This window comes from Komagataeibacter swingsii (genome assembly GCF_003207895.1).
Lineage (GTDB): Bacteria > Pseudomonadota > Alphaproteobacteria > Acetobacterales > Acetobacteraceae > Komagataeibacter > Komagataeibacter swingsii.
On record NZ_NKUB01000017.1, the window covers coordinates 14133 to 40601 of the forward strand.

General features: G+C 55.5%; 25 protein-coding genes, 2 pseudogenes and 1 other annotated feature. Of the genes and pseudogenes, 22 read left to right on the forward strand and 5 right to left on the reverse strand.

The annotated features are described in order from the left end of the window. The first annotated feature begins 93 nt into the window (after positions 1 to 93). From CFR76_RS12250 to CFR76_RS12265, 4 genes and pseudogenes are all read left to right on the forward strand, one after another. A complete protein-coding gene (locus CFR76_RS12250; protein ID WP_110557291.1) occupies positions 94 to 1695 on the forward strand; it encodes a flavin monoamine oxidase family protein in 1602 nt (533 codons plus the stop codon). Further along, positions 1695 to 2117, forward strand: a complete 423-nt coding sequence (locus CFR76_RS12255) for a c-type cytochrome (RefSeq protein ID WP_110557292.1) — start codon at positions 1695 to 1697, stop codon at positions 2115 to 2117. Before CFR76_RS12250 ends, CFR76_RS12255 begins: the two co-directional genes overlap by 1 nt. A gap of 4 nt (positions 2118 to 2121) precedes the next feature. Continuing rightward, positions 2122 to 2631: a RidA family protein gene (locus CFR76_RS12260; RefSeq protein ID WP_110557293.1), complete on the forward strand. Its 510-nt coding sequence runs from the start codon at positions 2122 to 2124 to the stop codon at positions 2629 to 2631. Positions 2632 to 2794: 163 nt separating this feature from the next. After that, a pseudogene (locus CFR76_RS12265) lies at positions 2795 to 3545 on the forward strand (IS5 family transposase). Positions 3546 to 3623: 78 nt separating this feature from the next. Continuing rightward, positions 3624 to 3738, forward strand: a sequence feature (AL1L pseudoknot). A 636-nt stretch (positions 3739 to 4374) separates the two neighbouring features. Here the strand turns inward: CFR76_RS12265 and CFR76_RS18100 are convergent. The 5 genes from CFR76_RS18100 to modA all read right to left on the reverse strand — a co-directional run bounded on the left by CFR76_RS18100 (position 4375) and on the right by modA (position 8455). Then, a complete protein-coding gene (locus CFR76_RS18100; RefSeq protein WP_167402127.1) occupies positions 4375 to 4536 on the reverse strand; it encodes a hypothetical protein in 162 nt (53 codons plus the stop codon). Positions 4537 to 4878: 342 nt separating this feature from the next. Beyond that, a complete protein-coding gene (gene rpoN, locus CFR76_RS12270; protein WP_110557294.1) occupies positions 4879 to 6270 on the reverse strand; it encodes an RNA polymerase factor sigma-54 in 1392 nt (463 codons plus the stop codon). Between the two features lie 3 nt (positions 6271 to 6273). Continuing rightward, positions 6274 to 6999 carry an ATP-binding cassette domain-containing protein gene (locus CFR76_RS12275; protein WP_110557295.1) on the reverse strand — a complete coding sequence of 242 codons (726 nt, stop codon included), beginning with the start codon at positions 6997 to 6999 and terminating at the stop codon, positions 6274 to 6276. Further along, entirely contained in the window at positions 6996 to 7682 is a 687-nt protein-coding gene (modB, locus tag CFR76_RS12280; protein WP_110557296.1) for a molybdate ABC transporter permease subunit, read from the reverse strand. Before modB ends, CFR76_RS12275 begins: the two co-directional genes overlap by 4 nt. Next, a complete protein-coding gene (modA, locus tag CFR76_RS12285) occupies positions 7679 to 8455 on the reverse strand; it encodes a molybdate ABC transporter substrate-binding protein (protein WP_110557297.1) in 777 nt (258 codons plus the stop codon). The genes modB and modA overlap by 4 nt, the downstream gene beginning before the upstream one ends. A gap of 902 nt (positions 8456 to 9357) precedes the next feature. Here modA and nifA point away from each other — a divergent pair. The 18 genes and pseudogenes from nifA (at position 9358) to fdxB (ending at position 26463) form a co-directional block, all read left to right on the forward strand. Then, on the forward strand, positions 9358 to 11094 hold the full coding sequence (gene nifA / locus CFR76_RS12295; RefSeq protein ID WP_110557299.1) for a nif-specific transcriptional activator NifA: 1737 nt from the start codon (positions 9358 to 9360) through the stop codon (positions 11092 to 11094). 212 nt (positions 11095 to 11306) lie between these two features. Beyond that, complete coding sequence (gene nifB / locus CFR76_RS12300; RefSeq protein WP_244191924.1) at positions 11307 to 12731, forward strand: nitrogenase cofactor biosynthesis protein NifB; 1425 nt, start codon at positions 11307 to 11309, stop codon at positions 12729 to 12731. 39 nt (positions 12732 to 12770) lie between these two features. Further along, a complete protein-coding gene (locus CFR76_RS12305) occupies positions 12771 to 12965 on the forward strand; it encodes a 4Fe-4S binding protein (RefSeq protein WP_110557301.1) in 195 nt (64 codons plus the stop codon). A gap of 19 nt (positions 12966 to 12984) precedes the next feature. Then, positions 12985 to 13191: pseudogene (locus CFR76_RS18720) on the forward strand (4Fe4S-binding leucine-rich repeat protein); the annotation flags it as partial. Further along, positions 13192 to 13803 carry an LRV FeS4 cluster domain-containing protein gene (locus CFR76_RS12310; protein WP_244191925.1) on the forward strand — a complete coding sequence of 204 codons (612 nt, stop codon included), beginning with the start codon at positions 13192 to 13194 and terminating at the stop codon, positions 13801 to 13803. It begins immediately after the preceding pseudogene. Beyond that, positions 13787 to 14065 (forward strand): nitrogen fixation protein NifZ, encoded by a 279-nt coding sequence (locus CFR76_RS12315; RefSeq protein WP_110557303.1) that lies wholly within the window; start codon positions 13787 to 13789, stop codon positions 14063 to 14065. The genes CFR76_RS12310 and CFR76_RS12315 overlap by 17 nt, the downstream gene beginning before the upstream one ends. Then, on the forward strand, positions 14062 to 14277 hold the full coding sequence (nifT, locus tag CFR76_RS12320) for a putative nitrogen fixation protein NifT (RefSeq protein ID WP_110557304.1): 216 nt from the start codon (positions 14062 to 14064) through the stop codon (positions 14275 to 14277). The genes CFR76_RS12315 and nifT overlap by 4 nt, the downstream gene beginning before the upstream one ends. Continuing rightward, complete coding sequence (locus tag CFR76_RS12325) at positions 14274 to 15116, forward strand: SIR2 family NAD-dependent protein deacylase (RefSeq protein ID WP_110557305.1); 843 nt, start codon at positions 14274 to 14276, stop codon at positions 15114 to 15116. The genes nifT and CFR76_RS12325 overlap by 4 nt, the downstream gene beginning before the upstream one ends. A 440-nt stretch (positions 15117 to 15556) precedes the next feature. Then, positions 15557 to 17698 carry a TonB-dependent receptor gene (locus tag CFR76_RS12330; protein ID WP_244191922.1) on the forward strand — a complete coding sequence of 714 codons (2142 nt, stop codon included), beginning with the start codon at positions 15557 to 15559 and terminating at the stop codon, positions 17696 to 17698. 335 nt (positions 17699 to 18033) lie between these two features. Next, complete coding sequence (gene nifH, locus CFR76_RS12335) at positions 18034 to 18933, forward strand: nitrogenase iron protein (RefSeq protein WP_110557306.1); 900 nt, start codon at positions 18034 to 18036, stop codon at positions 18931 to 18933. A gap of 66 nt (positions 18934 to 18999) precedes the next feature. Further along, on the forward strand, positions 19000 to 20499 hold the full coding sequence (nifD, locus tag CFR76_RS12340) for a nitrogenase molybdenum-iron protein alpha chain (RefSeq protein WP_110557307.1): 1500 nt from the start codon (positions 19000 to 19002) through the stop codon (positions 20497 to 20499). 62 nt (positions 20500 to 20561) lie between these two features. Continuing rightward, the gene (gene nifK, locus CFR76_RS12345) at positions 20562 to 22097 is read left to right on the forward strand and encodes a nitrogenase molybdenum-iron protein subunit beta (protein WP_110557308.1); all 1536 of its coding nucleotides are present in this window, start codon (positions 20562 to 20564) and stop codon (positions 22095 to 22097) included. A 64-nt stretch (positions 22098 to 22161) separates the two neighbouring features. Next, a complete protein-coding gene (gene nifE / locus CFR76_RS12350; protein ID WP_110557309.1) occupies positions 22162 to 23613 on the forward strand; it encodes a nitrogenase iron-molybdenum cofactor biosynthesis protein NifE in 1452 nt (483 codons plus the stop codon). Continuing rightward, complete coding sequence (gene nifN, locus CFR76_RS12355) at positions 23570 to 25012, forward strand: nitrogenase iron-molybdenum cofactor biosynthesis protein NifN (protein WP_244191923.1); 1443 nt, start codon at positions 23570 to 23572, stop codon at positions 25010 to 25012. Before nifE ends, nifN begins: the two co-directional genes overlap by 44 nt. Beyond that, complete coding sequence (gene nifX, locus CFR76_RS12360) at positions 24984 to 25484, forward strand: nitrogen fixation protein NifX (RefSeq protein WP_110557311.1); 501 nt, start codon at positions 24984 to 24986, stop codon at positions 25482 to 25484. The genes nifN and nifX overlap by 29 nt, the downstream gene beginning before the upstream one ends. A 2-nt stretch (positions 25485 to 25486) precedes the next feature. Then, positions 25487 to 25954 carry a NifX-associated nitrogen fixation protein gene (locus tag CFR76_RS12365; RefSeq protein WP_110557312.1) on the forward strand — a complete coding sequence of 156 codons (468 nt, stop codon included), beginning with the start codon at positions 25487 to 25489 and terminating at the stop codon, positions 25952 to 25954. A 12-nt stretch (positions 25955 to 25966) separates the two neighbouring features. After that, complete coding sequence (locus CFR76_RS12370) at positions 25967 to 26176, forward strand: CCE_0567 family metalloprotein (protein WP_110557329.1); 210 nt, start codon at positions 25967 to 25969, stop codon at positions 26174 to 26176. A gap of 2 nt (positions 26177 to 26178) precedes the next feature. Further along, positions 26179 to 26463 (forward strand): ferredoxin III, nif-specific, encoded by a 285-nt coding sequence (gene fdxB, locus CFR76_RS12375; RefSeq protein WP_110557313.1) that lies wholly within the window; start codon positions 26179 to 26181, stop codon positions 26461 to 26463. Positions 26464 to 26469: the final 6 nt, after the last annotated feature.

A 26469-nucleotide genomic window follows, 5' to 3' on the forward strand; every position in this document is an offset into this window, starting at 1 on the left:
GATCTTCATATCCACCTGTACTGCTTTCCCGGTCGTATCTGTCCGGACCAGGCAGGCCGGATTCATCATGGTTGTTATTATGGGAATTTTCTGGTGACAAACGCTCATCCGCGCAAGGCGCCCACACGCAGGCAACTTTTAACCCGTATTGGCACGATTGCCGGTAGTGCCGCCCTGTATCAGGCCATGACTTCCATGGGGCATGCGCAGGGTACGGATTTTACATCGCCCCCCGTCCTGTCGGGTGCAAAACGCGGCACACGTGTGCTGGTCCTGGGGGCAGGGCTTGCGGGCATGCTTGCCGCCTATGAACTGCGCAAGGCTGGCTACCATGTCCAGGTTCTGGAATTCCAGAACCGTGCCGGTGGCCGTAACATCAGCCTGCGCGGGGGCGATACCGTAACCGAACTGGGGGGTGCCATCCAGAAGGTCGGTTTCGCATCAGGCAATTACATCAATCCGGGTCCGTGGCGCATTCCTTATCACCATCAGGGCCTGCTGCATTATTGTCGTGAATTCGGGGTGGAACTGGAACCATTTGTGGAGCTGAACCACAATTCATGGCTCCATTCTAGCAGGGCGTTTGACGGCAAGCCGGTCCGGTACCGGGAATTCGCCTCGGATTTTCATGGTTTCACGGCGGAACTGCTGGGCAAGGCGATCAACCAGCATAAGCTGGATGACATGGTTTCGGCAGATGAACACGATCATGTCATGACAGCCATGCGGCAGTGGGGCAGTCTTGATGCCAATCTGAATTACACCAAGGGTACCATCAGTTCCGAGACACGCGGCTATGCAAAGGCACTTGGCGGCGGCATAAACGGAGCGCCCACCCCGTCCGAGCCGTTTGCCCGCAAGGATATCATGCGTTCCGGCCTGTGGACGTGGCTTGCCTTTCATGAGCGCCTGGACATGCAGACCACGATGTTCCAGCCCGTGGGCGGCATGGATATGATCGGCAAGGGCTTCAACCGGCAGGTAAAAGACCTGATTACCCTGAACTGCAAGGTTACATCCATCCAGCAGGACGACAAGGGCGTAAGGGTGACTTATAATGACATGGCCCACGCTGGTGCTGTGCGGGAGGCACAGGCCGATTACTGTATATGTACCATTCCGCTGCCTGTGCTCTCGCAGCTTGACGTGCAGGTCAGTGCACCGCTGAAGGCCGCGATCATGGCGGTGCCTTATGCGTCCTCGGTCAAGCTGGGGCTGGAGTTCAGGCGCCGCTTCTGGGAAGAAGACGACCAGATTTATGGTGGCATCAGCTTTACCGACCAGCCGATCAGCCAGATTTCCTATCCCAGCCATGGTTATTTTTCGCGCGGTCCCGCAGTGCTGTTGGGGGGCTACATGTTTGGCCCGGCAGCGTACGATTTTGCAGGCATGTCCCCGCAGGAACGCATCGAACATGCCCTGGCGCAGGGAGAGGTTTTTCACAAACAGTACCGCAAGGAATTTTCCAATGGCGTCAGTTTCGCATGGAGCCGTGTGCCGTGGACCATGGGCTGTTGTTCCATGTGGAGCGAACAGGCCCGCAAGACCCATTATAAGGCGCTGTGCACCATGGATAACCGCGTCGTGCTGGCGGGTGAGCACGCATCTTATGTGGGCTGCTGGCAGGAAGGGGCCATCCTGTCCGCGCTGGATGCGGTAACCCAATTGCATAAACGGGCACAGGGAGCCAGCTGATGCGCAAGATCCTTTTCCTTTCTTTTATTGCTTCCCTGTCGCTCTTGGGCACCACCCATCCCGCACAGGCGGATAGCGCCAGTGCGGTCGTGGGCGAGGTCCAGCCCCTGACCACGGGCGAGGATGTGTATCGTCATGTCTGCCAGGGTTGTCACATGCCCGATGGCAAGGGGGCGACCGGAGCCGGCGCGCAATTCCCTGCCTTTGCCGGCAACGCCAAACTGAAGAGCAGTGCTTATCCGGTTTATGTGATCATGAACGGATATGGCGGCATGCCATGGTTTTCGGGCATGCTGAAAGACGACCAGATAGCCAATGTGGTAAATTACATCCGCACGCATTTTGATAATCATTATACGGATGCCATAACACCGGCCGATGTCGCCGCCCAGCGACCCGCCACGCCACCACAGGAGCAGTAAACAGATGTTCGACCTTAAAAAGACAATTGCGGGTCTCGCCATCATGACGGGCATGGCAGCGGCGTTCCCTGCCAGTGCCAATGATGGCATCGTGCGCCACGTCGAAGGCAAGTTCCCCATTGCCTCCGCCATCGAGGTTCCGGCGGGAGCTAGCACGATTTATCTTAGCGGCATGGGGGCGCCCGTAAAGGACGGAAAGGCGGACCCGCACAGCCTTGCTGCCTATGGTAACACCCAGGCCCAGACCTATGCCTCGTTGCAGCGTATCCAGGACGAACTGAAAAAACTGGGGCTGGGCATGGGGGATGTCGTGCAGATGCACATTTACATGGCCGAGGACCCGAAGCTGGGCAAGCTCGATTTTGACGGAATGATGAAAGCCTATACCCAGTTTTATGGTACCGACAAACAGCCAAATCTACCGGTCCGCTCGGCCTTTGGTGTTGCCCATCTGGCCAATCCGGGCTGGCTGGTTGAAATCGAGGTTACTGCGGTGCGTATGCCTGAGAAGTGACAGCCTTCGATATTCCCTTCCAATGACGTGTCCCGTGCCTGCCTTCCGTAAGGCAGGAAATTTCTGGCTTATAGAACAGTGCCCGGTTCAATGGATTAGGGTCAGGACCCATTGATTTTTTAGGGCTGGCGTGATTCGGGCTTCCCGTGAAGGAGCCTGAGGGATGAGTGATTTGTTCTGGCTGGCGGACGAGCAGATGGCGCGGCTTGAGCCGTAAAGTCACGGCAAGTGCCGGGTGGATGATCGTCGGGTGCTAAACGGAATTATTTTCGTCAATCGCAATGGGCTGCGTTGGCGGGATGCGCCAAAAGACTATGGACCACACAAGACGCTCTACAATCGCTGGAAGCAGGGTGGCGACAAGGGCGTCTTCCTGCGGATGATGGACGGTCTGGCTGCGCCCGAGACTTCCGGGCGCAAGACGGTGATAATCGACGCGACTTATCTGAAGGCGCGCCGCACGGCTTCCAGCCTGCAGGTAAAAAAGCATGCGGGCCGCCTGATTTGCTGCACGAAAGGCGGTACGAACACTAAACTTCATGCCATTACCGATGCGAACGGTCGCCCTTTGAGCTTCTTCATGACGGCAGGCCACGTCAGTGATTATATCGCTGCCGCTGCTCTGCTTGATGAGTTGCCGAAGGCTCAATGGCTGCTCGCCGACCGGGGCTATGATGCCGACTGGTTCAGGGACGCCTTGCAGGAAAAGGGCATCAAGCCCTGCATCTCGGGCCGAAAAATCCCGGAACAAGGCCGTCAAATACGACAGGCGCCGCTACAAACGGCGCAACCGCATAGAGATCATATTCGGACGCCTCAAGGACTGGCGCCGCGTTGCGACCCGCTACGACAGGTGCCCCACAGCCTTCTTCTCTGCCATTGCACTCGCTGCTACCGTCATCTCCTGGCTCTGATCTGCGAGTCCTGACTCTAGCCCCGCTGGCTGGCATGGAGCGTGCCATTGCCATGGAACGCCGAGGATAAACTGCCCCGGTATATTTTGTCATGACGGAGTTTGATCACCGTCTCGCAAATGTTCGCGTTTATTGAGGCCTACCGTGCCGATTACAGGGCGAGCCAATCTGTCGCGTTTTGCCGATTGCCCCGTCCACGTTCTATCGTCACGTTGCCATGGTCAACGATCCGGCACGGGCAAGCCTGCGTGCCCAGCCGCTGGCCTTCGGGCAGGCAGATGTCATCCATTCCACCACGCATTGCCAGCAACCCGGTTGACTGTGCGGGCGGCCCATCACGTTACCGGACAGTGTGTCATCGGCTTTCGGGCGGTTGAGTGGTAACCGGCACGATCAGGAGTGACGTGGCTGCCGTCTCATCAATGGTAATGCGGTCGTGCCCGTTACACCCAGACATGGTGTCGATCAACAGCACGAAAATTGATGCTGAAGCCTCGCAATACCGTTTGTCGAACAGGTTTTATCAGGCGCAAGATGTTGCTGCGGAAGAGCGCGCACCGATCCGTTGGAGCAACGTGGGAACGCATAAGTTAACGCCTCGATTATTTCTCTGCATGGGAATGTGCTGACACCTCAAAAACGCAGGATATTCATTAATATAAGCACAGGAAGCTCTGGTATTTATCAAGTATGATAAGGCAATTGGTTCTTGATATTGGCTGAATTATATTTGTTATGGCATGGATGTGTAGTGAGTGATTTTTAAACAAATAAATAAATATTCTTAATTAAGAAAGTGTCGCCTTTTAGGCGACACTTAACTATTTTCCTACTTTTTTCTCCATTCAAGGTCTTCTAATGGTGGTGTGATCTTGTTTTCGATGTAGTCTTTTTCATGGATTTCATCTTCCATATCGCCTTTCAATACAACGACACGATTGGATTCTTTGTTGTGGCCCTGTACGCGCCAAAGGCCAGTCCATTTGGACATGATTTCTCTCCTGTAGCTATACGTTATGTTATTTTCATAACGTAAAAATAAGAGTATTTATCAGAAATTATAGCAATATTCGTAATGTCATGACAGCAGTGCATTGATGGTATATACTATGGAATGATTTGTGCGTCACATCAGTCCAAGATGAAGAAATTCGAATTTTATGCCTGATCGGGTTTCCTTATTATTAAATGGACACATAAGGCAGCAGGAATATCATGTTGGCGCAGCGGATATATAGAATCCTGTTGCTTCTATCATTGCTTTGTTCAGCGTCGCATATCTGTGGTTTTGGTTGAAATATGACGATGCGAAATTTTGGGAAACCATAGCATCCTATAAGAAGCCTGATGAACCGACAGCACGTTGCCGTCGTTGAACCGAGTTGGGAAAGCCTATGGATTCCCGATATTTTGCGACAGTGCGACGTGCTATATCTATTCCATCTTTACGTAAACGTGTCGTAATTATATCGTCGGAAAGAGGCGACGCAGGATTCTCATTTGTTATCATCTGACGAATTTTGACCTGTATGGCGGCATTGCTGTGCATTTCTCCATTTTCTCCCGATAATGCAGCAACAAAAAAGAACTTGAGGGGGAGTGTGCCGCGTGTCGTGGCTATATATTTATTGGCAGATACCCTGCTTACCGTACTCTCGTGCACGCCCAGGCTTTCAGCGACCATGCGTAAGGTCAGAGGGACCAGACCAGAAGGTCCCTGTGTCAGGAATTTTTCCTGTCGTCGTATAATCTCTGTCGCGACGCGCAGTATTGTTATACTGCGTTGCTGAAGGGAACGTATCAACCAGTTCGCATTTGTCAGATGTTCTGATAAAAAAGCATGCTCCTTTGGCTGCGCGCGTAACGAAAGGCGTGTAATCAGTGCGCTATTAAGTACGACGTTTGGTGTGGTAACGGGATTTAGTTCCAATATCCATTCAGAAGCAGGTGACTGTTCCAGCAGGATATCTGGTATAACCGCGGTCAGGCATTCATCTGTCGTTTCCATGCCAGGTTTGGGATTGAGTGAACGCAGATCAGAAATCATGCCATGCATGTCTTCGAGATCCACTTCACATAACTGGCATAGTCCTTTCAGGTCATATCGGGCGAGCATATCGAGATGATCGAGCAGCTTGGCCATTGCAGGATCCATACGATTACGTTCTTCTAACTGGACCCTCAGGCATTCCTGCAAGGAAAGGGCGAACAGGCCCGCAGGCTCGAAACGCATCATCCGTTGACGTACGGTATCGACATGCCCGACAGGAACGTGCAGCCATGCAGCTATTTTCTCGGGCAAGATTGAAAGACGACCAGCCCCGTCGAGTCCGCTGATCAGGTGGGCGCCAATTTCGCGTTCCTCAAGGGAGCAGCCGGACAGGATCAACTGTTCGAATAACCGCTCACGCAAAGGTGGGACTGTACCTGCAATGCGGGATACGCCGTCATCCAACCCGCTGTCGGATGTCCAGTTTTGGCTGCCCGGACCGATATTGCTATGGGGCAGTGAAGGTATCCTGTCATCAGTCTTTGATTGAGGGGGCGGTATCCCCGCATCTGAATCATCCATCGGTTCCAGGACCGGATTTTTTTCAACTTCATTTGCCAGGAATTCCTGCAGTTCCGTATTGGAAAATTGCAGGATCTGGAGAGACTGGCGCATGCGCGCATTTATAAACAGCCCCTGCTTCTGGCCTATTTCCTGACGGTAACCGGATCCCATTTTTCATTCTCCCAACAGAGGAGCCGAGAAGACAGGATATTTTCGGCAGGCAGTATTTTCCATATCATGATTGATGGAAGGATTGAAGGTCTGGCCCGCATCCATCAATATAATGCGGTCCGTCAGGTAATCGATTTCTTTCCGGTCATGGGAAATATACAGGACCGGAATATTCATTCGTTTGCTGAAGGCCTTCAGGTAAGGCAGTATCCGGCTTTTTCGTGCCTGGTCGAGCGCAGATAATGGTTCATCCATCAACAACAGAAGCGGCCGGCGGAGCAGTGCGCGACCGATGGCGACACGTTGCTTTTCGCCACCAGACAGTTGGGTGACGTTCCGGTCAAGCAGGGTTTCGAGGTCGAGTATCGTAACGACTTCAGAAAAGCCGGACCGCAATGATGCGCGCCAATTGCCGGGTGAGCCAAATACCAGGTTTTGCCTGACGGACATATGGGGGAAGAGGGAGGGATGCTGAAAGACAAAGCCAACCGGCCGCTTCCATGCAGGTATGAACTTCCGCCCATCCTGCCAGATGCGGCCGTTGAAGTGACAGTACCCCTCGGCGGATCGTTCCAGCCCGGCAATACAGCGAAGGACAGTACTCTTTCCACATCCGGAAGGACCGGAAAGTGCCGTAATGCCGTGTCCTGGCAATGTAAATTCAACATTGTATCGGAAGGCGCCGATCCTTCCGTAAAACGCGGCGCGAAGGCCCTGATCTTGCGTCATGAAGTATGTCTCCGTTTACGATTTTGCAATGAAGACAAAAGAAGGATTGTCAGGAAAGAAAACATGACCATGCCGCCTGCAATCATGTTGGCGTCATGCCATCGGGCACTTTCGACATAATCGTATAAAGCAACCGACAGCACGCGTGTCTGGCCCGGAATGTCCCCCCCGATCATGAGGACTATTCCAAATTCTCCAATCGTATGGGCAAAACTCAATACAATGGCAGTGACAACGCCACGCCATGCCATCGGAATGGCAATACGATAAAATGTGCGCCATGGCGATGCACCTAACACGGCGGCACTTTCCACCGGATGGCGCCCCATGGCGTGGAACGCGTTCTGGATGGGCTGCACGGCAAAGGGCAGCGCATAAAGCAGGGAGCCAATGACCAGACCATGAAAGCTGAATGCGAGCGTGCGGGCGCCCCACAGGCGCGCAATCCATCCCCCAGGCCCTGTCGGGCCAAAGGCGAGGAGCAGGTAGTATCCGAGTACACTGGGGGGAAGCACAAGCGGAAGGGAAATAACCGCGTTGACCATGGACTTCCACCATCGGTGCGGGAATGCCAGCCACCATGCAAGGGGTAATGCTATTGTCACAAGCATACCTGTCGTAACCACTGCCAGTTCCAGCGTCAGGATGGTGGCTTCTATGACATCGGTGGGGATTCCCTTCATCGTGCGGCTTCCTGTTCACCATTGGGGGTCAGATAACCGGCGCGCCTGATCATGTCACGGGCTTGAGGTCCATGCAGGAAAGTCATGAATTGGCGTGCGTCTATATTCTCTCCCGCTCTCGATAACAGCACCGCGTCCTGACGCAGCGGTGAATACAGACTTTCTGGTATAACCGTGTATTTTCCTTCCTTAAGCCTGCTCACCTGGGCCAGCGCAACGAATCCCAGTTCCGCATTGCCGCTCTGGATCAGTTCAAGGGCCTGGCTTACGGATTGCGCCACAACCAGCCGGGGGCGTAACTGGTCATAAAGGTTCCATGCCTTCAATGTTTCAATCGCAGCCGCACCATATGGTGCCGTAGCGGGATTGCAGAGCGCAAGATGGGCAAATTGCCCGTTCCTCAGCATTTGCTCGTCAGGGGGGATGCCGGTTGTTGGGCGCCATAGTACCAACTGGCCAATGGCATAGGTAAAACGCGAAGATGCTATGGCCAGACCGCTGGAAACAAGTTCTTCCGGTCGTTGCGTATCCGCGCTGAGAAAAATATCAAATGGTGCGCCCTCCCTGACCTGTGTAGCCAGTTGACCGCTTGATCCTGAACTGATTGTCACGGACAGGTCGGTTCTTTGCATGAATTCATCTGCCAGTTGCTGCGCCGTCTGTATAAAATTTGCGGCTACAGCCAGACGGAGCGGGTCTGCACTGGCCCGATTGCTTGAAATCAGTGCACCTGTAATGGCCAAAGCGAGAATGATCAGACGGTGAATACGCATCGTAACCCTCCTTATTCCAACAGGTGAACATGGCCATATAAATACCCTGGAATTGCCGCGCTTTCTGATACCCGCTGACAGCGGAGTATATGAAAGAGAGGGAAGCAAGAAACGTGCCATGTGATAAGGCAGTTAAGGAATGGCATATAAATACGACGTGATATTCAGTACCGTGCAAGTACTGTCATGTTCCATGGCGGCATGAGAATTGCGTATGTTCCCTTGTCAGTCCAGTGAATGGAACAACAGTGATGCCCCACCAACATGGTGTATTTCAGTCATATTGTCGCTATCCTGCATGTAGTGATCATCCCCATGATATTAAAAAAGATGGTTTGCGGGCATGCTGCCGCATTATGGCATGGCATATGCAGGGTCCTGGATTTATTCAGGGACACATTCAGGCAGCGTGGAGACCACGCGAGCAGGGTGTCTATGCTGTATAGGCTGATCGGGCTACAACCGGATATTCCGTCCGGTAACCGGCTGGTAATACAGAGTGCCCATATACGGGAATGGCTGCGACCAGGTGCCGCGATATTGTAATAGTTCCATCACAAGCTGAGCCTGCTGGATGGAATGGCAGGCACGATATCAGGCGCGCTGTTGATAGACCGGGCGGGACATCAAGGAGGCGGCGAAACGGAACACTCCGGGAGACCATTATGGCATATACAGGAAATCTCTGCATCAGTACGCGTGCATATCTATTTCTGCTTGAATATAGACGATTTATAAATGCCCGGAATAAAAGAAAAATAATCTTGCTATCGAATTTTCCCAATAAAATATATGACAGATCGAAAATGAAAGGTGGCAACTGCCGCGTCGGGATGCCATCATTGGCGTATCCCTAAAGCGTATATTATGGGTACAATTGAACAGGCGGGGAGGCACGCGATATGCCTGCGGATCACGTTCCTTGTCGGCCCGCAAATGCGGCTGGCCAGTCAACTTGGGCAGAGCGCGCGTTGTTCGGTCTGCATGAAATTTCCAAAATTTTATGCGCACCGGCGGAAGCCTCTGCGATAATCAGGAACGTACTAGGCGTTCTTGAAAACTTTGTAGATATGAACAATGCCGTTGTCGTTCTGTTTGCCGACAGGGAGCAGCCTGGCATCGCCGATACCTTTATTGGCACATATGCTGACACGGCTGCGGCGAAAACCTATTTTGACAGTTTTCCCGAACAGGCTGTCGGACAGATCGTAACCAGCAGGCAGCCACTCCTGGTTCCCGATGTCGCACGGGATATCCGCTATGGTTTCGCCAAATCACCCGCGTGGGAAGTCGCCGCCGGGCGAATTGGCATAATCGGTGTGCCAGTTACAAGTCGTGAAAAGGTCCTGGGGGTCCTGCTTCTTGACCGAACCGCCATTGCCGAGGACTCGATCGTGGGAAGTATTGACGTCAGTCTTCTTTCCATGGTTGCAGGGCTTATGGGGCAGATGCTGCGCCTGCATCGCCTTGTACAGAATGATCGTGAACGACTGATGACAGACGTGGCACAGGAACACAGGGTCGCATCAGCAACACGGGATACCGACAGTCATTTGAGGGTTGTTGGCAATAGTCCGGCCCTGCAGGCCGTAATGAAAAAGATAGAGATCGTTGCAAGAAGCAATGTAACTGTCCTGTTACGTGGCGAGTCAGGAACCGGCAAGGAACTGTTTGCCGAAGCCATCCATATGGCTTCTCCCAGACAAGGGAAGCCTTTCGTCAAGCTGAATTGTGCGGCACTGCCCGAAAGTGTTCTTGAATCCGAACTGTTCGGTCATGAAAAAGGGGCCTTCACCGGCGCGCTGTCACAACGTAAGGGGCGTTTCGAACTGGCGGATGGCGGTACGCTGTTTATGGATGAAATCGGAGAAATTTCTCCCAGTTTTCAGGCAAAGCTTCTACGTGTTCTTCAGGAGGGTGAATTTGAACGCGTGGGTGGGACGCGAACGCTCAAGGTTAATCTGCGGATCGTGACGGCGACGAACCGCGATCTGGAAGATGCGGTAAGCAAGGGGCGTTTTCGTGCCGACCTATATTACCGTTTGAGCGTGATCCCGATTTTTCTGCCGCCCTTACGGGCGCGGACGTCCGATATTCCGCTTCTCGCGGAAGAATTCCTGCGACGTTTCAACGAAAGTAACCATCGGAATCTTTCAATTGATCCTGAGGGAATGGAGGTGCTGACAGCCTGCTACTTTCCAGGAAACGTGCGTGAGTTGGAAAATTGCATCCGTAGAACGGCAACCCTGGCTGAGGGGCCGGTTATCACCGCGCATGACTTCGCCTGCCGTAGCGATGGATGTCTGTCATCCATTTTCTGGCGTACGCCTGCACCATCCGACATGGACATGCCACGATCGGATAATGAGGAAAGGGGGAACGAAAAACCTGTTGTTCCCGCTTCCGCCGGAACGGAGAACGAGGAGGGGGCATGTCCCATGCCTGATCCGGCAACGTGCCGGTCGTCATCAGTCTGTTCAGCAGCACAGGGGGAATGGAGTAACCAGCGTGACGAACTGATCGACGCGATGGAAAGGGCCGGATGGGTTCAGGCCAAGGCGGCACGCATACTGGGCCTTACACCCAGGCAGATTGGCTATGCGCTACGCAAGAATGGCATCTCCATAAAGAAGTTCTGATTCGACGTCTTATGTCAGGATTGTCGCTGTCGGCACATTTCTGTCGCGCATATGACGCGCATATGACGCGCGGCACCATAAAGCATAGCCGGATCTTGCTATTATACGTGGCATGCTTCTTGCGCCGGATCTGATAGCGAAAGTCAGTCCGGAGAATGGCAATGGCACAGCTGATAAATTTGGGTACGCTTACCCCGACCGCCGCGCAGGACATGCGTGTCGCGCTGACAGGCGATGGAGGATGTTCTTCTTCCAGTTGCGGAAGTTCCGATGGTCCTTCCGATCTTCCTCCCGAAATATGGGAAAAGGTCAAGGATCATCCATGTTATTCAGAGGAAGCCCATCATTATTTTGCTCGGATGCATGTTGCTGTCGCTCCCGCATGCAATATCCAGTGCAATTATTGTAATCGTAAATATGATTGCGCGAATGAAAGTCGCCCCGGTGTGGTATCGGAAAAGCTGACCCCGGTGCAGGCGCGGCGTAAGGTCATTACCGTTGCCAACGAGGTACCCCAACTTTCCGTTCTTGGAATCGCCGGGCCAGGCGACGCCTGTTACGACTGGAACAAGACACGCGAAACATTCGCGCAGGTCTCGCAGGACATTCCCGACATAAAATTGTGCCTTTCGACCAATGGTCTCGCTCTTCCCGATCATGTCGATGAAATCGCCCGAATGAATATCGACCATGTCACGATCACCATCAATATGGTCGATCCGGAAATCGGTACGAAGATCTATCCATGGATATTCTACAGGAATAAACGCTGGACCGGACTGGATGCATCCCGAATCCTGCATGAACGTCAGATGCTGGGACTTGATATGCTGACGGCGCGAGGCATCCTGACTAAAATCAACTCCGTCATGATTCCCGGCATAAATGACGAACACCTGATTGAGGTAAATAAGGTTGTCAAGGCCAGGGGAGCTTTCCTGCATAACATCATGCCGCTTATATCCGATCCCGCGCATGGTACGCATTTCGGGCTGACGGGACAGCGCGGCCCGCGCGCTCATGAACTCAAGGCGCTTCAGGATCAGTTGTCTGATGGAACAAAACTCATGCGCCACTGCCGTCAGTGCCGGGCTGATGCCGTAGGCCTGCTGGGCGAGGACCGTGGACAGGAGTTCACAATGGATCAACTGGCCGACGAAGTTTCTTACGACCCGTCACGCCGGGAAACCTACCGTGAAGTTGTGGCGCAGGAACGGGGCGAACATATGAAGCAGCGCAGGGCCGCCGATGCGGTGCTGGCCGAAATTGAGACTGAAGCGCCCGTCCTGGTCGCGGTTGCGACCAAAGGTGGCGGCCGGATCAACCAGCATTTCGGGCATGCGCGCGAGTTCCAGGTCTATGAGGTTTCCGCTTCGGGCATCCAGTTCATCGGCCATCGCAAAGTCGAGAATTATTGTGAAGGGGGATGGGGCGAGGACGCAACCCTGAACAGTACGATTGAAGCCCTGGAAGGGATTCATATGGTGTTATGCGCCAAGGTCGGTGACTGCCCGCGTGAAAGCATGGGTGCTGCCGGGATCGAGATCAGTCAGGCGTATGCCCATGACTGGATCGAGGCAGGTATTACCGGATGGTATTCCGCAACTTTTGGAATGGAAATCCGCCAGACGGCGTGAATCCACACTTTCACGATACAAAAATTCAGGAACAGAAACATGGCTTACAAAATCATTACATCGCAGTGCACGGTATGCGGGGCATGCGAATTCGAATGCCCGAACGCCGCCATCCGGCTCAAGAATGATCTGTACGTAATTGATCCCAAGAAGTGTACGGAATGCGAGGGGCACTTTGATGCGCCACAATGCGCTGAAGTCTGCCCCGTTCCCAATACCTGCGTTCCGGCATAAACGGCTTCGGGGCGGTTGCATGAGCCAGAAAAAGCCAGAGCGCGACGCGCCCGCCCCGCCTGCCGGCTTGATACATGAAGCGGTTGACTGGCAGGGGCAACAGGTGCGGTGTCGGGATTGCCGGCACGAACCGATGCATCGGGACGGCAGATGCCAGCGCGGACGTAGTTGCGTACGGGATCGTCGCGCTCGCCGGGTGGATAGGTTTTTTACCCAGAACCCGTCCATGGCGGACGAATATCTCGATCACCCATACGATGAAGTCCGTGCGATCGCTGTGCGATATTGTACCATATTCCGCTTGCCGCCGCTGCTGGCTGACCCAGAACCGGAGGTCAGGGTGGGGGCCGTGCTCCGGTTGCCAATCCGGCGTATCCTTCCCCTGGCGGCTGATCCTGACCGGCGCGTACGGGTTTCCGTGGCCAGTCGGCTTGAAGGAAATGAACTGCTCCGGCTACTGGCCGATCCGGATGCGCTGGTCCGCCTTATGGTGATCAGGCGGCTTGAGCCGGACATGCTGGTGCTGGCGGTCCAGGATCAGGATGCGGATATACGGCGCTGGGTCGCGCGCCGTATTGCGCCTGCGTATCTGTACTTGATGTTGTCGGATACAGAACCGACGGTACGACAGATTTTGGCTACGCGGTTGCCAGTGGCGTTATTGCCCGTCATGGCGACGGACGATGACGTGCGTGTCCGGTTTACGGCCATTGAGCGATTGCCGGTAGCCATGTTGCATGCCCTGGCCGACGATGACGAACCGCTTGTCCGGGAACTGATCACGCGTCGTCTGGCAGAAGATGTTCGAAAGGAGAACTCCGATGGGACTGGGACGTGAGGAAGAAGTCGAAATCCGCAGGCAGCCTGTTTTCCTGCCTGGTACCAAAGTACGGGCAACGCGATATGTAAAAAATGACGGCACTTTTGCGGGACGGGAAATTGGTGAAATGCTCGTTCATAAGGGAGATGTCGGCTATGTCCGTGATATTGGTGTCTTTTTGCAGCGCTATTACATCTATGCCGTGGAATTTGTCGAACGTGGTACTGTTGTCGGCATGCGTGCACGCGAACTCAATCTGGAAGCAGAGGCATTAAAATGAAGATCATGCTGCGACGGGACGCACGCGGCCTGTCGGTTTACGTGCCGCGCAAGGATCTGGAAGAGCCGGTTATTGCCCAGCAGCATGATGCGCTGTGGGGTGGATGGGTAAAGCTCAAGAATGGGTGGGTACTTGAGTTACCTGTTATGGACGCCCAGACCCAACTGCCCATTACGGTCAATGCTCGTAAGCTTGAAGGAGAGGGTTCATGACGGATGTTATGAATGAAATAAGCGCAGGATTACATGCGCGGCGTCTGATTCCCTATCTGGGTACTGGCGTAAGTGCCCTTGCGCAGAATACGGTTGTTCCCGCAAGCCCGACCGAACTCGCCGCTTTCTTGGGGCGACAGGTTGCCCTGCCCAAGCGGGCCCGCGGCAATCCATGGGCAGCGGCACAATATATTGAAAGCCACCGCCATCGTTCCACCCTGACTGCGTTGATGGATCGTGCATATGCCGAGCCTGTAAAACCTGTAGAACTGCATGAAATATTGGCGGCCTATGCACCACCGATGATTATTGACACCTGGTATGATGGTGCGATGCGGGCTGCGCTGGAAACCTGCCTGGCTGCTGGCGAATGGGGAGAAATACAGGGGATTCCACGTGCAGGAATTGGTGAATTCCAGTGGTATCGCGCCTATGGGGCCAGTGGAAAGGAAGTGCCGGTTGAAAATGCGGCGCAGTGGAGAACGATTCTGTACAAACCTCATGGATCGGTTACGCCAGCCCGCAATTACCTGGTTGCTGATTCTGATTATGTCGAGATCCTGACGGAGATTGATATCCAGACGCCCATTCCGGAAATGATCAGGTCCCGGCGGTCAGAATGTGGTTTTTTGTTTCTGGGATGTCGGTTTGACGACCAGATGTTGCGGATTTACGCACGACAGATCATGAAACGGTCAGCAGGACCATATTATGCTGTCATGGAACCTGAAATCATGACGCGCAATGAAATGGCATTTCTTAAACAAAATAATATCCGTCCGGTCTGCATATCGCTACAGGACGTTACGGACTTTATTAAGGAATCTGCCAATAAATAACGCAATCAGTAATTTGAAAATTATTTTTGACCCATTATATTAAAAACTTGTCAGTTTCTATGAAAGCAACATAGATTATTCAATGCTACGATCGTATTGCTTTGTTTTCATGTTGCCTGCTCGGGTGCATACCGGTTGGCGACAGGTTTGGCATGTACACATCAATACATGGTGGGTAGAAGTAATAAATATAAATCATATTAAAATATATATAGACGTAGGCAGAAAGGCAGAATTATATGAACATTAGTTAAATAACCGAAATGATATGGAGGGCGGTCATGGTCCGGATGAATACGGGTATGGTATGGATGTTTTCTGCCTGCCTGGGCGCATTATTCATTCCTTCCGCATATGCACAGGGCAAGAAGGCCCAGTCATCCGCCGCGAGGGGTGCTGGTGGCAAGGATAATGCAGTAACGTCCGTCAATGCGGAAGAAATGACAGTTATCGGCCACCATCGGATGGTGGCGGGCGCGGCGGCCAACTATAACAAGAAGACCGCGAACCTTGGCCCGCTGGGCACGCGCCGCACGCTTGATGCGCCCATGTCGATCATGACCGTGCCACATGACGTGATCGTCAACCAGCAGGCGCGCAACATTAATGACCTGATGCAGTACCTGCCGTCGGTCCAGTTGGAAACCCGCGCCGACCCCGGCACCAGCCGCCCGCAGTCACGCGGGTTCGAGGCGGACGTGATTTCCAACAGCCGCATTGATGGCCTGAATGCGTTTACCGTGACCCCCTATGCGGCCGAGCAGTTCGACAATGTGCAGGTGCTCAACGGCCTTGCCGGTGCGCTGTATGGCCCCCAGAACCCGGCCGGCACGTTTGAATATGGCCTGAAGCGCCCGACGGATGAGCGCATCAACCGCCTTGTGGTCGGCGTGGATTCCATCGGCACGCTCATGGAAAATGTCGATTCATCGGGCCGCCTTGGCAAGAACGGATGGTTTGGCTATCGCATCAACCTGCTGCACGGTGACGGCACGACCTATGTGCAGGACAGCTGGGTGCGACGTAATATGGTCAGTGCTGATTTCGACATCCATTTCGACCGCGATACGGTTCTTGAACTCGATGCCAGCCATTACACGTATGATGAACGCGGCATGCCCGCGGGTGTCAATCTCAACAACATGCAGTTGCCCGAAGCCCCCGACCTGAGCAGGCCGCACATGGGGCAGGATTATGCGGGCTACAACTCTGAGAACAACGTCTTCCTCGCCAAGCTCAAGCATCGGATCAATGATGACTGGAGCTTCGTGATCGGGGGCCTATATCAGGATTCAGGCCGTCAGGTGTTTGAATCCGCCGATACGCTGATCAACAACCAGGGTGGTTACAAACAGACCATTTCCGCCGCCACTACGGTCAATGATTTCAAGGTTGGCAGCAACATGGCCTATATCAACGGCCATGTGCATACCGGGTTCATCAGGCATGATCTTGTGATTGGCACCAACGGCTACATGGCGGGGGGCTACAATCCCCTGAGCGGGCAGAGCTATACCGCCGTTGCCTCGGCATCGCTGTATGATCCGGCCGTGGCGCCCAATGGTCCGCAGCCCTATTACAGGGGGAATTACGAATCCCAGTACGTGCGTTACCAGTCCATGATCCTGGGGGACACGGTGCATTTCAATCGCCATTGGTCGGCCATGGGCACGCTGGCGTGGAGCTGGCTGGATCAGGACAGTACCGGGACGGTGACGGAAGAAGCTGCGACAAAGCAGACGGTGAACGGCTATGTTGTCTCGACCACCCACCTGGGCAAGGGAAAGACCACGAACGCGCGGGCCGATGCCGCCTTCAGCCCCATGGCCAGCCTGATCTACAAACCGGCTGACAACCAGACGGCCTACTTCACCTATGGCCGTTCCCTGCAGGCCGGCACGTCGGTTACGGCTGGTGCGGTGAACGACAACCAGTTCACGTCGCCCGTGCGAAGTGAGGAGTTTGAAGTCGGTTACAAATACATGTTCCGCAACATCCAGTTCAATGTGGCCGGTTTCCGTGCAACACGCAGCTATGCCTATATCGACCCGACATCGCACGTTTACGGTAATTTCGGTACGCAGCGGAATTATGGCGTGGAATTCCAGGCCATGGGCCATATCACGCCGTGTCTTGCCGTTATCGGCGGCATGACATGGATCGATGCGGAAGTGCTGAATACAGGCAATGTCAGGACATCCAACAAGGAAGCCGTGGGCGTCGCGCCACTGCAGGCCAATGTGCTGTTGGATTATCGTATTCCGTTTTCGCAGGGGTTCGCGCTGAATGGCCTGGCGGTCAACGCCAACGTCCATTACACGGGCCGCCGTGCGGCGGATGTGTACAATTCGACCTATGCTGGGTCCTATGTCACGCTGGACATGGGCGCTCGCTTTCCGTTCCGTGCGGCCCGGCATCCGTGGATGGCCCGTTTCGGCGTGACCAATGTTGCGAACGAACGGTACTGGTCATCCGTCTATAACGGCACCGCCGCGGGCACGGCTGTAACGGCGGCGGGCACCAGTGCAGCCTATGCCGGCCTGCCGCGCGCCTATCACTTCACGCTTGAGGCCGACTTCTGAGTTACGCGGCTGAACGCTGGGCATGACGCGGATTGGCTGGATCGTACCTGGGTTTTATTGCCGGGCATGATGTAAAAATTGTTCTGTATCATAATGAATGTCGATGTCCGTTGCACATGTAGTATGCGCAACGGTTTTTTTTTACATGGCCCGAAAAGGAAAATCGCGTTGTCGCATTTGTATGAAGCGCGACAAAACCATCAAAAATCTGTCGGCTACGGCAGGAAGCAGGCGCCCTTTGGCGTATCCGCCCGATGGCACGACGTTTGCGGATACTCTGGATGGCGGGCCACAGGGTCCGCATCATGCGAGTTATCGGAAAACAGGACGATATCATGAGCAAGCTTCGTCAAATCGCCTTTTATGGAAAAGGTGGGATCGGCAAGTCCACGACCTCCCAGAACACTCTTGCGGCGCTGGTCGAGATGGGTCAGAAAATCCTGATCGTCGGTTGTGACCCAAAGGCGGATTCCACTCGTCTGATCCTGAATGCCAAGGCGCAGGACACCGTGCTGAGCCTTGCGGCCGAGGCTGGGTCTGTCGAGGATCTCGAACTCGAAGACGTTCTGAAACTGGGCTACAAGGGGATCAAGTGCGTTGAATCCGGTGGCCCGGAACCCGGCGTCGGCTGCGCGGGGCGCGGGGTCATCACTTCGATCAATTTCCTTGAGGAAAATGGCGCGTACGATAACGTTGACTATGTTTCGTATGACGTGCTGGGCGACGTGGTTTGTGGCGGCTTTGCCATGCCGATCCGCGAAAACAAGGCCCAGGAAATCTATATCGTCATGTCTGGCGAAATGATGGCGCTGTATGCGGCGAACAACATCGCCAAAGGGATCCTGAAATACGCGCATTCCGGCGGCGTGCGTCTGGGCGGACTGATCTGTAACGAGCGACAGACCGATCGGGAATATGATCTGGCTGAAGCCCTGGCCAAGAGGCTGAACTCCAAGCTGGTTCACTTCGTGCCGCGCGACAATATCGTGCAGCATGCGGAACTGCGCCGGCAGACTGTTATCCAGTATGCGCCTGATTCCAAGCAGGCGGGCGAGTACCGCACGCTGGCGGAAAAGGTTCATGCCAATTCGGGGCAGGGCACCATCCCGACCCCGATTACCATGGAAGAACTGGAAGACATGCTGCTGGAATTCGGCATCATGAAAACGGATGAACAGGCGCTTGCCGAACTGGCGGCCAAGGAAGCTCAGGTCGCAGCCGCGGCTTCGCACTGATTGCATGCATGTCCGGCGTGGAAACCGCCGGACATTGTTTCCCGCTTCCACGAAGGGGACTGGAAAATGAGTCTGGACAAAGAGAATGTTAATGAAAGCGAGTTCCACGCCCGCCTGATCGCGGAAGTGCTGGAAGCGTACCCGGACAAGGCCAAGAAGCGGCGCCAGAAACATCTGGGTGTCGCCAAGGCCCCAACCGCGGAAGAAGAGGCTGATTCAGTCGATGGCGAAGTGCTGAGCGACTGTGCGGTCAAGTCCAATGTAAAATCAATCCCGGGTGTCATGACCATTCGGGGATGTGCCTATGCCGGGTCAAAGGGCGTCGTCTGGGGGCCGGTGAAGGACATGGTGCATATCAGCCATGGGCCGGTCGGCTGCGGGCAGTATTCATGGTCGCAGCGGCGTAATTATTACATTGGCAATACGGGCGTTGATACGTTTGTCACCATGCAGTTCACGTCCGATTTCCAGGAAAAGGACATCGTGTTCGGTGGCGACAAGAAGCTGGAAAAGATCATTGATGAAATTGACCTGCTTTTCCCGCTGGCCAAGGGGATTTCAGTCCAGTCGGAATGCCCGATCGGGCTGATTGGTGACGATATCGAGGCCGTATCACGCAAGAAGAAGAAAGAAATCGGCAAAACGATCGTGCCGGTCCGCTGCGAAGGTTTCCGGGGCGTTTCACAGTCACTGGGTCATCATATCGCGAATGATGCAATCCGGGACTGGGTGTTCGATAAAAATGATGCCCAGGAGGCATTCGAAACCACGCCATATGATGTGAATGTCATCGGCGACTACAATATCGGTGGAGATGCATGGTCCTCGCGTATCCTGCTGGAGGAAATGGGCCTGCGCGTGGTTGGCAACTGGTCGGGCGATGCGACGCTGGCGGAAATGGAACGGGCGCCGAAGGCAAAGCTCAACCTGATCCATTGCTATCGTTCCATGAACTATATCTGTCGCCATATGGAAGAAAAATACGGTATTCCCTGGGTGGAATACAATTTTTTTGGTCCTTCGCAGATCGCGGCTTCCCTTCGCAAGATTGCGGCGCTGTTCGATGACACGATCAAGGAGGGCGCTGAACGGGTTATTGCCAAGTACCAGCCTCTGGTTGATGCGGTACTGGAGAAATTTCGCCCGCGTCTGGCTGGCAAAAAGGTCATGCTGTATGTTGGTGGGCTGCGTCCGCGCCATGTCGTCAATGCGTATAATGACCTGGGCATGGAAATTACCGGCACGGGTTACGAATTCGGCCATAATGACGACTACCAGCGCACCGGTCATTACGTAAAGGAAGGTACGCTGATCTATGATGACGTGACCGGATATGAACTGGAAAAATTCATTGAAGGCATGCGCCCCGATCTGGTGGGGTCCGGCATCAAGGAAAAATACCCCGTTCAGAAAATGGGCATACCGTTCCGCCAGATGCATTCGTGGGATTATTCAGGCCCGTATCATGGTTACGACGGGTTCGCCATCTTTGCGCGGGACATGGACCTGGCGATCAACAACCCGGTCTGGAGCCTGTTCAAGGCGCCCTGGAAAAAAGCCGCCTGAGGCCAAGAAGCGGCCCGCGTGCCGTATGGCGCACGCGGGCATGTAAAAGGATTCCAATTACCATGCCTCAAAATGTTGACAAGATCCTCGACCACGCGCCCCTGTTCCGGGAGCCGGAATACCGGGAAATGCTGGCCGAAAAGGCAAAGCTGGAGAACATGCCTCCGGCCGAGAAAGTGACTGAAATCGCGGACTGGACCAAAAGCTGGGATTACCGCGAGAAAAACTTCGCGCGTACATCCCTTACGGTCAATCCCGCCAAGGCATGCCAGCCGCTGGGTGCCGTATTCGTGGCGGCGGGTTTTGAACGGACCATGAGTTTCGTCCACGGTTCGCAGGGATGCGTGGCGTATTATCGCTCGCATCTGTCACGGCATTTCAAGGAACCTTCTTCCGCCGTGTCATCCTCCATGACGGAAGATGCAGCGGTATTCGGCGGCCTGAACAATATGGTGGATGGCCTGGCCAACACCTACAAGCTGTACGATCCCAAGATGATCGCGGTCTCGACCACCTGCATGGCCGAAGTGATCGGCGATGACCTGCATGCCTTCATCCAGACGGCAAAAGGCAAGGGATCGGTACCAGAGGACTTCGATGTTCCCTTTGCGCATACGCCAGCCTTCGTTGGCAGCCATGTCACGGGCTATGACAATATGCTCAAGGGCATTCTGGAACATTTCTGGAAAGGCAGGACCAGGGTTCCCGGTACATCCGTCAATTTCATCCCGGGCTTTGATGGTTTCGCGGTTGGCAACAATCGCGAACTCAAACGCATCCTTGGCCTGATGGGTGTTGAATACACGATCCTGTCTGATGTGGCGGACCAGTTTGACACACCCTCGGATGGTGAGTTCCGCATGTATGACGGGGGCACCAGAATCGAGGCGGCACGGGACGCGGTGAATGCGGCCGCAACAATTTCGCTTCAGGAATACTGTTCCCCCAAAACACTGGAATACTGCGCGACATTCGGCCAGGAGACGGCGGCGCTGCATTACCCGATGGGTGTTGGTGGCACGGATGAACTGCTTCAGACAATCTCGGAACTGTCTGGCCGGCCCATACCACATGAACTGGAAATGGAGCGGGGACGCCTGATTGACGCCATGGCGGACAGCCAGTCGTGGCTGCATGGCAAGACGTATGCGATCTACGGTGATCCCGACTTCGTATACGGCATGGCGCGGTTCATCATGGAAACGGGCGGGGAACCACGGCACTGTCTGGCAACCAATGGCACCAAGGCCTGGGAAGCGCAGATGCAGGCGCTCTTCGACAGCTCACCCTTCGGGGCTGGATGCAAGGCCTGGGGTGGCAAGGACCTGTGGCACATGCGTTCGCTCCTGGCGACCGAGAAGGTCGATCTGCTGATTGGCAATTCCTACGGCAAGTATCTTGAACGTGACACGGGCACGCCCCTGATCCGTCTCATGTTCCCGATTTTCGATCGCCATCATCACCATCGTTTTCCGGTATGGGGGTACCAGGGGGCGCTTCGTGTGCTCGTGACCTTGCTGGACAAGATATTCGACAAACTGGATGACGACACGATCGAGCCGGGCGTGACCGATTATTCCTATGACCTGACACGCTGAATTGTATCGGGCGGCTGGCAGCCGCCCGCATGCGCGAAACACCGCAAAAAGGTTGGAGAGGACGATGAGCGACGCTTTGAAGGCGAAGGTTGCCGAACTGTTCAACGAGCCTGGCTGTGATAAAAACCTGGCCAAGGGCGAGAAGGAACGCAAGAAGGGATGTTCCAAGCCCCTCACGCCGGGTGCCGCGGCTGGTGGATGTGCCTTTGATGGGGCCAAGATCGCGCTTCAGCCAATTACGGATGTCGTGCACCTGGTGCATGGTCCGCTGGCATGTGAAGGCAATGGCTGGGATAACCGGCATGCCGCAAGTTCCGGTCCCCAGTTATACAGGCTTGGCGTGACGACCGATCTGTCCCAGATGGACATTGTCATGGGGACTGGGGAAAAAAGGCTGTACAAGGCCATTCGGGAAGTCATATCCCGTTATGCCCCTCCTGCCGTGTTCGTGTACGCGACCTGCGTTCCGGCGTTGATCGGTGATGACATCGTTGCCGTATGCGCCCATGCGACCAGCCGGTTGGGAACCCCCTGCATACCGGTCAATGCGCCTGGATTTGTTGGTTCCAAGAACCTGGGGAACAAGCTGGCGGGGGAGGCCCTGCTCGATCATGTGATCGGCACGATGGAACCTGAAACCAGCACGGTCTTTGATATCAATATTCTGGGAGAATACAATCTGTCGGGCGAACTGTGGCAGGTTCGCCCGCTGTTCGATGCCCTGGGTATCCGCGTCCATGCCTGCATGACAGGGGATGCCCGGTACCGCGAGGTCGCGTCCGCCCATCGTTCCCGCGTCAACATGATGGTGTGCTCGACGGCCCTCATCAATATTGCCCGTAAAATGGAAGAACGGTGGGGAATCCCCTATTTTGAGGGGTCATTCTACGGCATTGGCGACACATCGGCGGCATTGCGGTCGGTGGCCCGCCTTCTGGTCGCGCGCGGAGCGCCCGCGGACCTGATCGAGCGGACAGAGGCCCTTGTCACTGCCGAGGAGGCACGTGCATGGGCGCGCATTGCCCCCTATCGCCAGAGACTGACGGGAAAACGCGTACTGCTTTACACCGGTGGTGTGAAATCATGGTCGATTGTTTCCGCCCTGCAGGAAGTCGGAATGGTGGTCGTGGGGACATCCGTCCGTAAGTCAACCGAAAACGATAAACAGAAAATCAAGGACCTCATGGGGGGGGATGCCCACATGGTAGACAGTATTCCGCCGCGTGAGATGTATGCGCAGCTTCGCCGGGGCGACGCCGATATTCTGCTGTCTGGTGGCCGTACGCAGTTCGTGGCGCTCAAGGCGCGCGTGCCGTGGCTCGACATCAACCAGGAACGTCATCAGGCCTATGCCGGCTATGACGGCATGGTCACCCTTGTGCGGGAACTGGATCGTGCGCTGTCCAACCCCGTATGGGCGGACGTAAGGCGACCCGCCCCGTGGGAACAGGGCGATACGGAAGACTGGCTGGATGATAATGTACCCAGGCTCGTTCCTGTCGCGCGGGAGGGATGACATGGCGGAAATCATCAAGTCCCGTAAGGCCGTATCGGTCAATCCACTCAAATCCTCGACGCCTCTGGGTGCGGCGCTGGCGTACCTGGGGATGGAGGGGGCGGTGCCCCTGTTCCATGGTTCGCAGGGCTGTACCTCGTTTGCGCTTGTGCTGTCTGTCAGGCACTACAAGGAGGCCATACCCCTCCAGACCACGGCGATGGATGAAGTCGCCACCATCCTTGGCGCCGCCGCCAATATGGAGGAAGCCCTGCTGAACCTGCAGCGGCGGATGGCGCCCCGTTTCATCGGTATCGCCTCCACCGCCCTGGTTGAGACACGTGGCGAGGATTATGCAGGCGACCTGAAACTGATTCTGGCGCGGCAGGCCGCCCTGGCGGATACGACCGTCGTATTCGCCTCAACGCCTGATTATACCGGCGCGCTGGAAGATGGGTGGGCTGCGGCCGTCAGCGCAATCATCGAAAGCGTGGTGGCGCCATGGTCGCCTGCCATGACTTCCTTTCAGCAGGTCAACGTGCTGCCCGGCGTGGGCCAGACACCAGCCGATATTGAAATCCTGCGGGACCTGATTGAAAGCTTTGGCCTGTACCCGGTTGTCCTGCCAGACCTGTCCGGTTCGCTCGACGGGCACATCAGCGAGGAGTGGTGTCCGACTACGCAGGGCGGGGCACGGCTTGAGGAAGTCTCGCAGATGGCGCGTGCCGTACATACAATCGCCATCGGGGAACATATGCGTCGACCCGCGGACCTGCTGGGCAGCCTGACGGGCGTGCCGGTAACCGTCTTTCCCACCCTGACCGGGCTGGGCGCCAATGATCGCCTGCTCTCCCTGCTTTCCCATCTATCGGGCAAGGCGGTACCGGCGCGCTACCGTCGCCAGCGTAGCCAGCTTCTGGATGCCATGCTGGACGGCCATTTCCATTTTGGCGGAAAGCGGATCGCCATCGCGGCTGATCCGGACATGCTGTTCAGCCTGTCCCGGTTTTTTAACGCGATGGGCGCCGAGATCGTGGTGGCCGTGGCGTCAACGGCCAACGCGCCCCATCTGGACAGTATCCCGGCCCGGCGCGTCATCATCGGGGATCTGGCTGACATGGAAGACGCGGTACGCGCGGCTGGTGGCGCGGACCTGCTGGTTACGCATAGCCATGGACGCCAGTCCGCCGAACGACTGGGTATACCGCTTCTGCGTGTCGGGTTTCCCATCTTCGATCGTCTCGGCACCGCCCACATGCAGACGATCGGATACCGTGGCACACGGGACCTGATTTTTCGTGTCGCCAACCTGTTCATGGGGCAGATGCATGACCATGCGCCGGGAGATTTCGCCACGGCATGGCCTGTCCCTTCCAGTGAGGAGATTGTGCATGACAGCGCGTCATTTGCAGATCATTGAATCCGGGTTGCACGGACAGCGGGATACCCCCCGGTCCGCTACGACCGCGCGGTTGCGTATCGCCGTGGCAACGCAGGACATGAAGTCCCTGAACGCGCATTTCGGGTCGGCGCGGCGTTTTGCTGTATGGGACGTGACACCCGATACCGCCGATTTTGTCGAAGCCGTCGGCTTTGATGAGGTATCGGATGAATCCGGGGCGCACCAGGTCGAGGGCGACGACAGGATCGGCCCGAAGGTCGCGGCATTGAGCGGGTGCAACCTTCTGTTTGTGCTGGCGATTGGTGGCCCGGCGGCAGCCAAGGTGGTCGGGGCGCGCATTCATCCCGTCAAGCTGCCAGCCGCGCAGAGCATTCCGTCCGTGATCGAACGGGTGCAGGCCATGATGAGCGGTAATCCGCCCCCATGGCTGCGTAAGGTAATGGGGGCAGCGACACCCCGTTCCATGGATTTTCTTGATGAGGAGGACTGAGCATGTCCCAACCAGACAACGCGGTTATTGATGACCCCATGGCCACGCCATTCATAAAAGCACTCGTGGGCCGTATCCGGGCGGACGACATGTACGGGGCATGGGAACGCAAGAAGGATGCGGCACTTCTTGCGGATTATATCGTGACAAGGGAAGAGCGACGCAACATGCCTATGATCAGTGATCCGGACCCGGATACGCTGATGCGCGTCGAGACGTTCTATCAGGCTGTCGGCCTGGCCATCGAACAGGAAACCGGCCTGATGGCATCCCCGATGATGAAGATGAGTCATGAAGGCTTTGGCCGGGTCATCCTGACATCGGGCAGCCTGGTGGTCCTGGCGAAGTCACTGCGTGACGTGCATCGCTTCGGTTTTGAGAGTCTGGCGGTTCTGGCCCGCGAGGGTGAAAAGGCCGTAAGGCACGCGATTGAACAGATCAATCGTTTTCCCGAAGTGGCCAGGGCATAGGGGAGCAGGATGATGGGTAATATTGCCGACCTGAAGGCGGAACTGAAAAAACGCTCCGCCCGGGCAACCCAGGCCAAGATGGACCTGCATGACCTGGCTGAGGACCTGCCCCTTAACTGGCAGGAAATCAACGTTGTCGCGGAACGTGCCCAACGGGCTTACGCCGACCTGACGGCAACGCGCGCGGCGCTGAAAGCCGCGGAAGAAAAGGCGGAGGGCTAGCCATGCAGTGTGTCACACGTGACGGGCGGCCATGGCAGCCAGACTATCTTCTCTCGATTGATCCGGCGGTCTGCATAGGATGCGGCCGCTGCTTCAAGGTGTGCGGAAGGGGCGTCATGACCCTGCGCGGAATTGATGACGAAGGTAACATCGTCGCGGATGAGGACGAGGATGACGGGGATGTCGAACGGCGCGTGATGGTGCTGGTGGATGGCGGGGCCTGTATCGGGTGCGGGGCCTGCGCACGGGTCTGCCCGACCGACTGCCAGACCCATGGAGCTGCCTGAGAAACC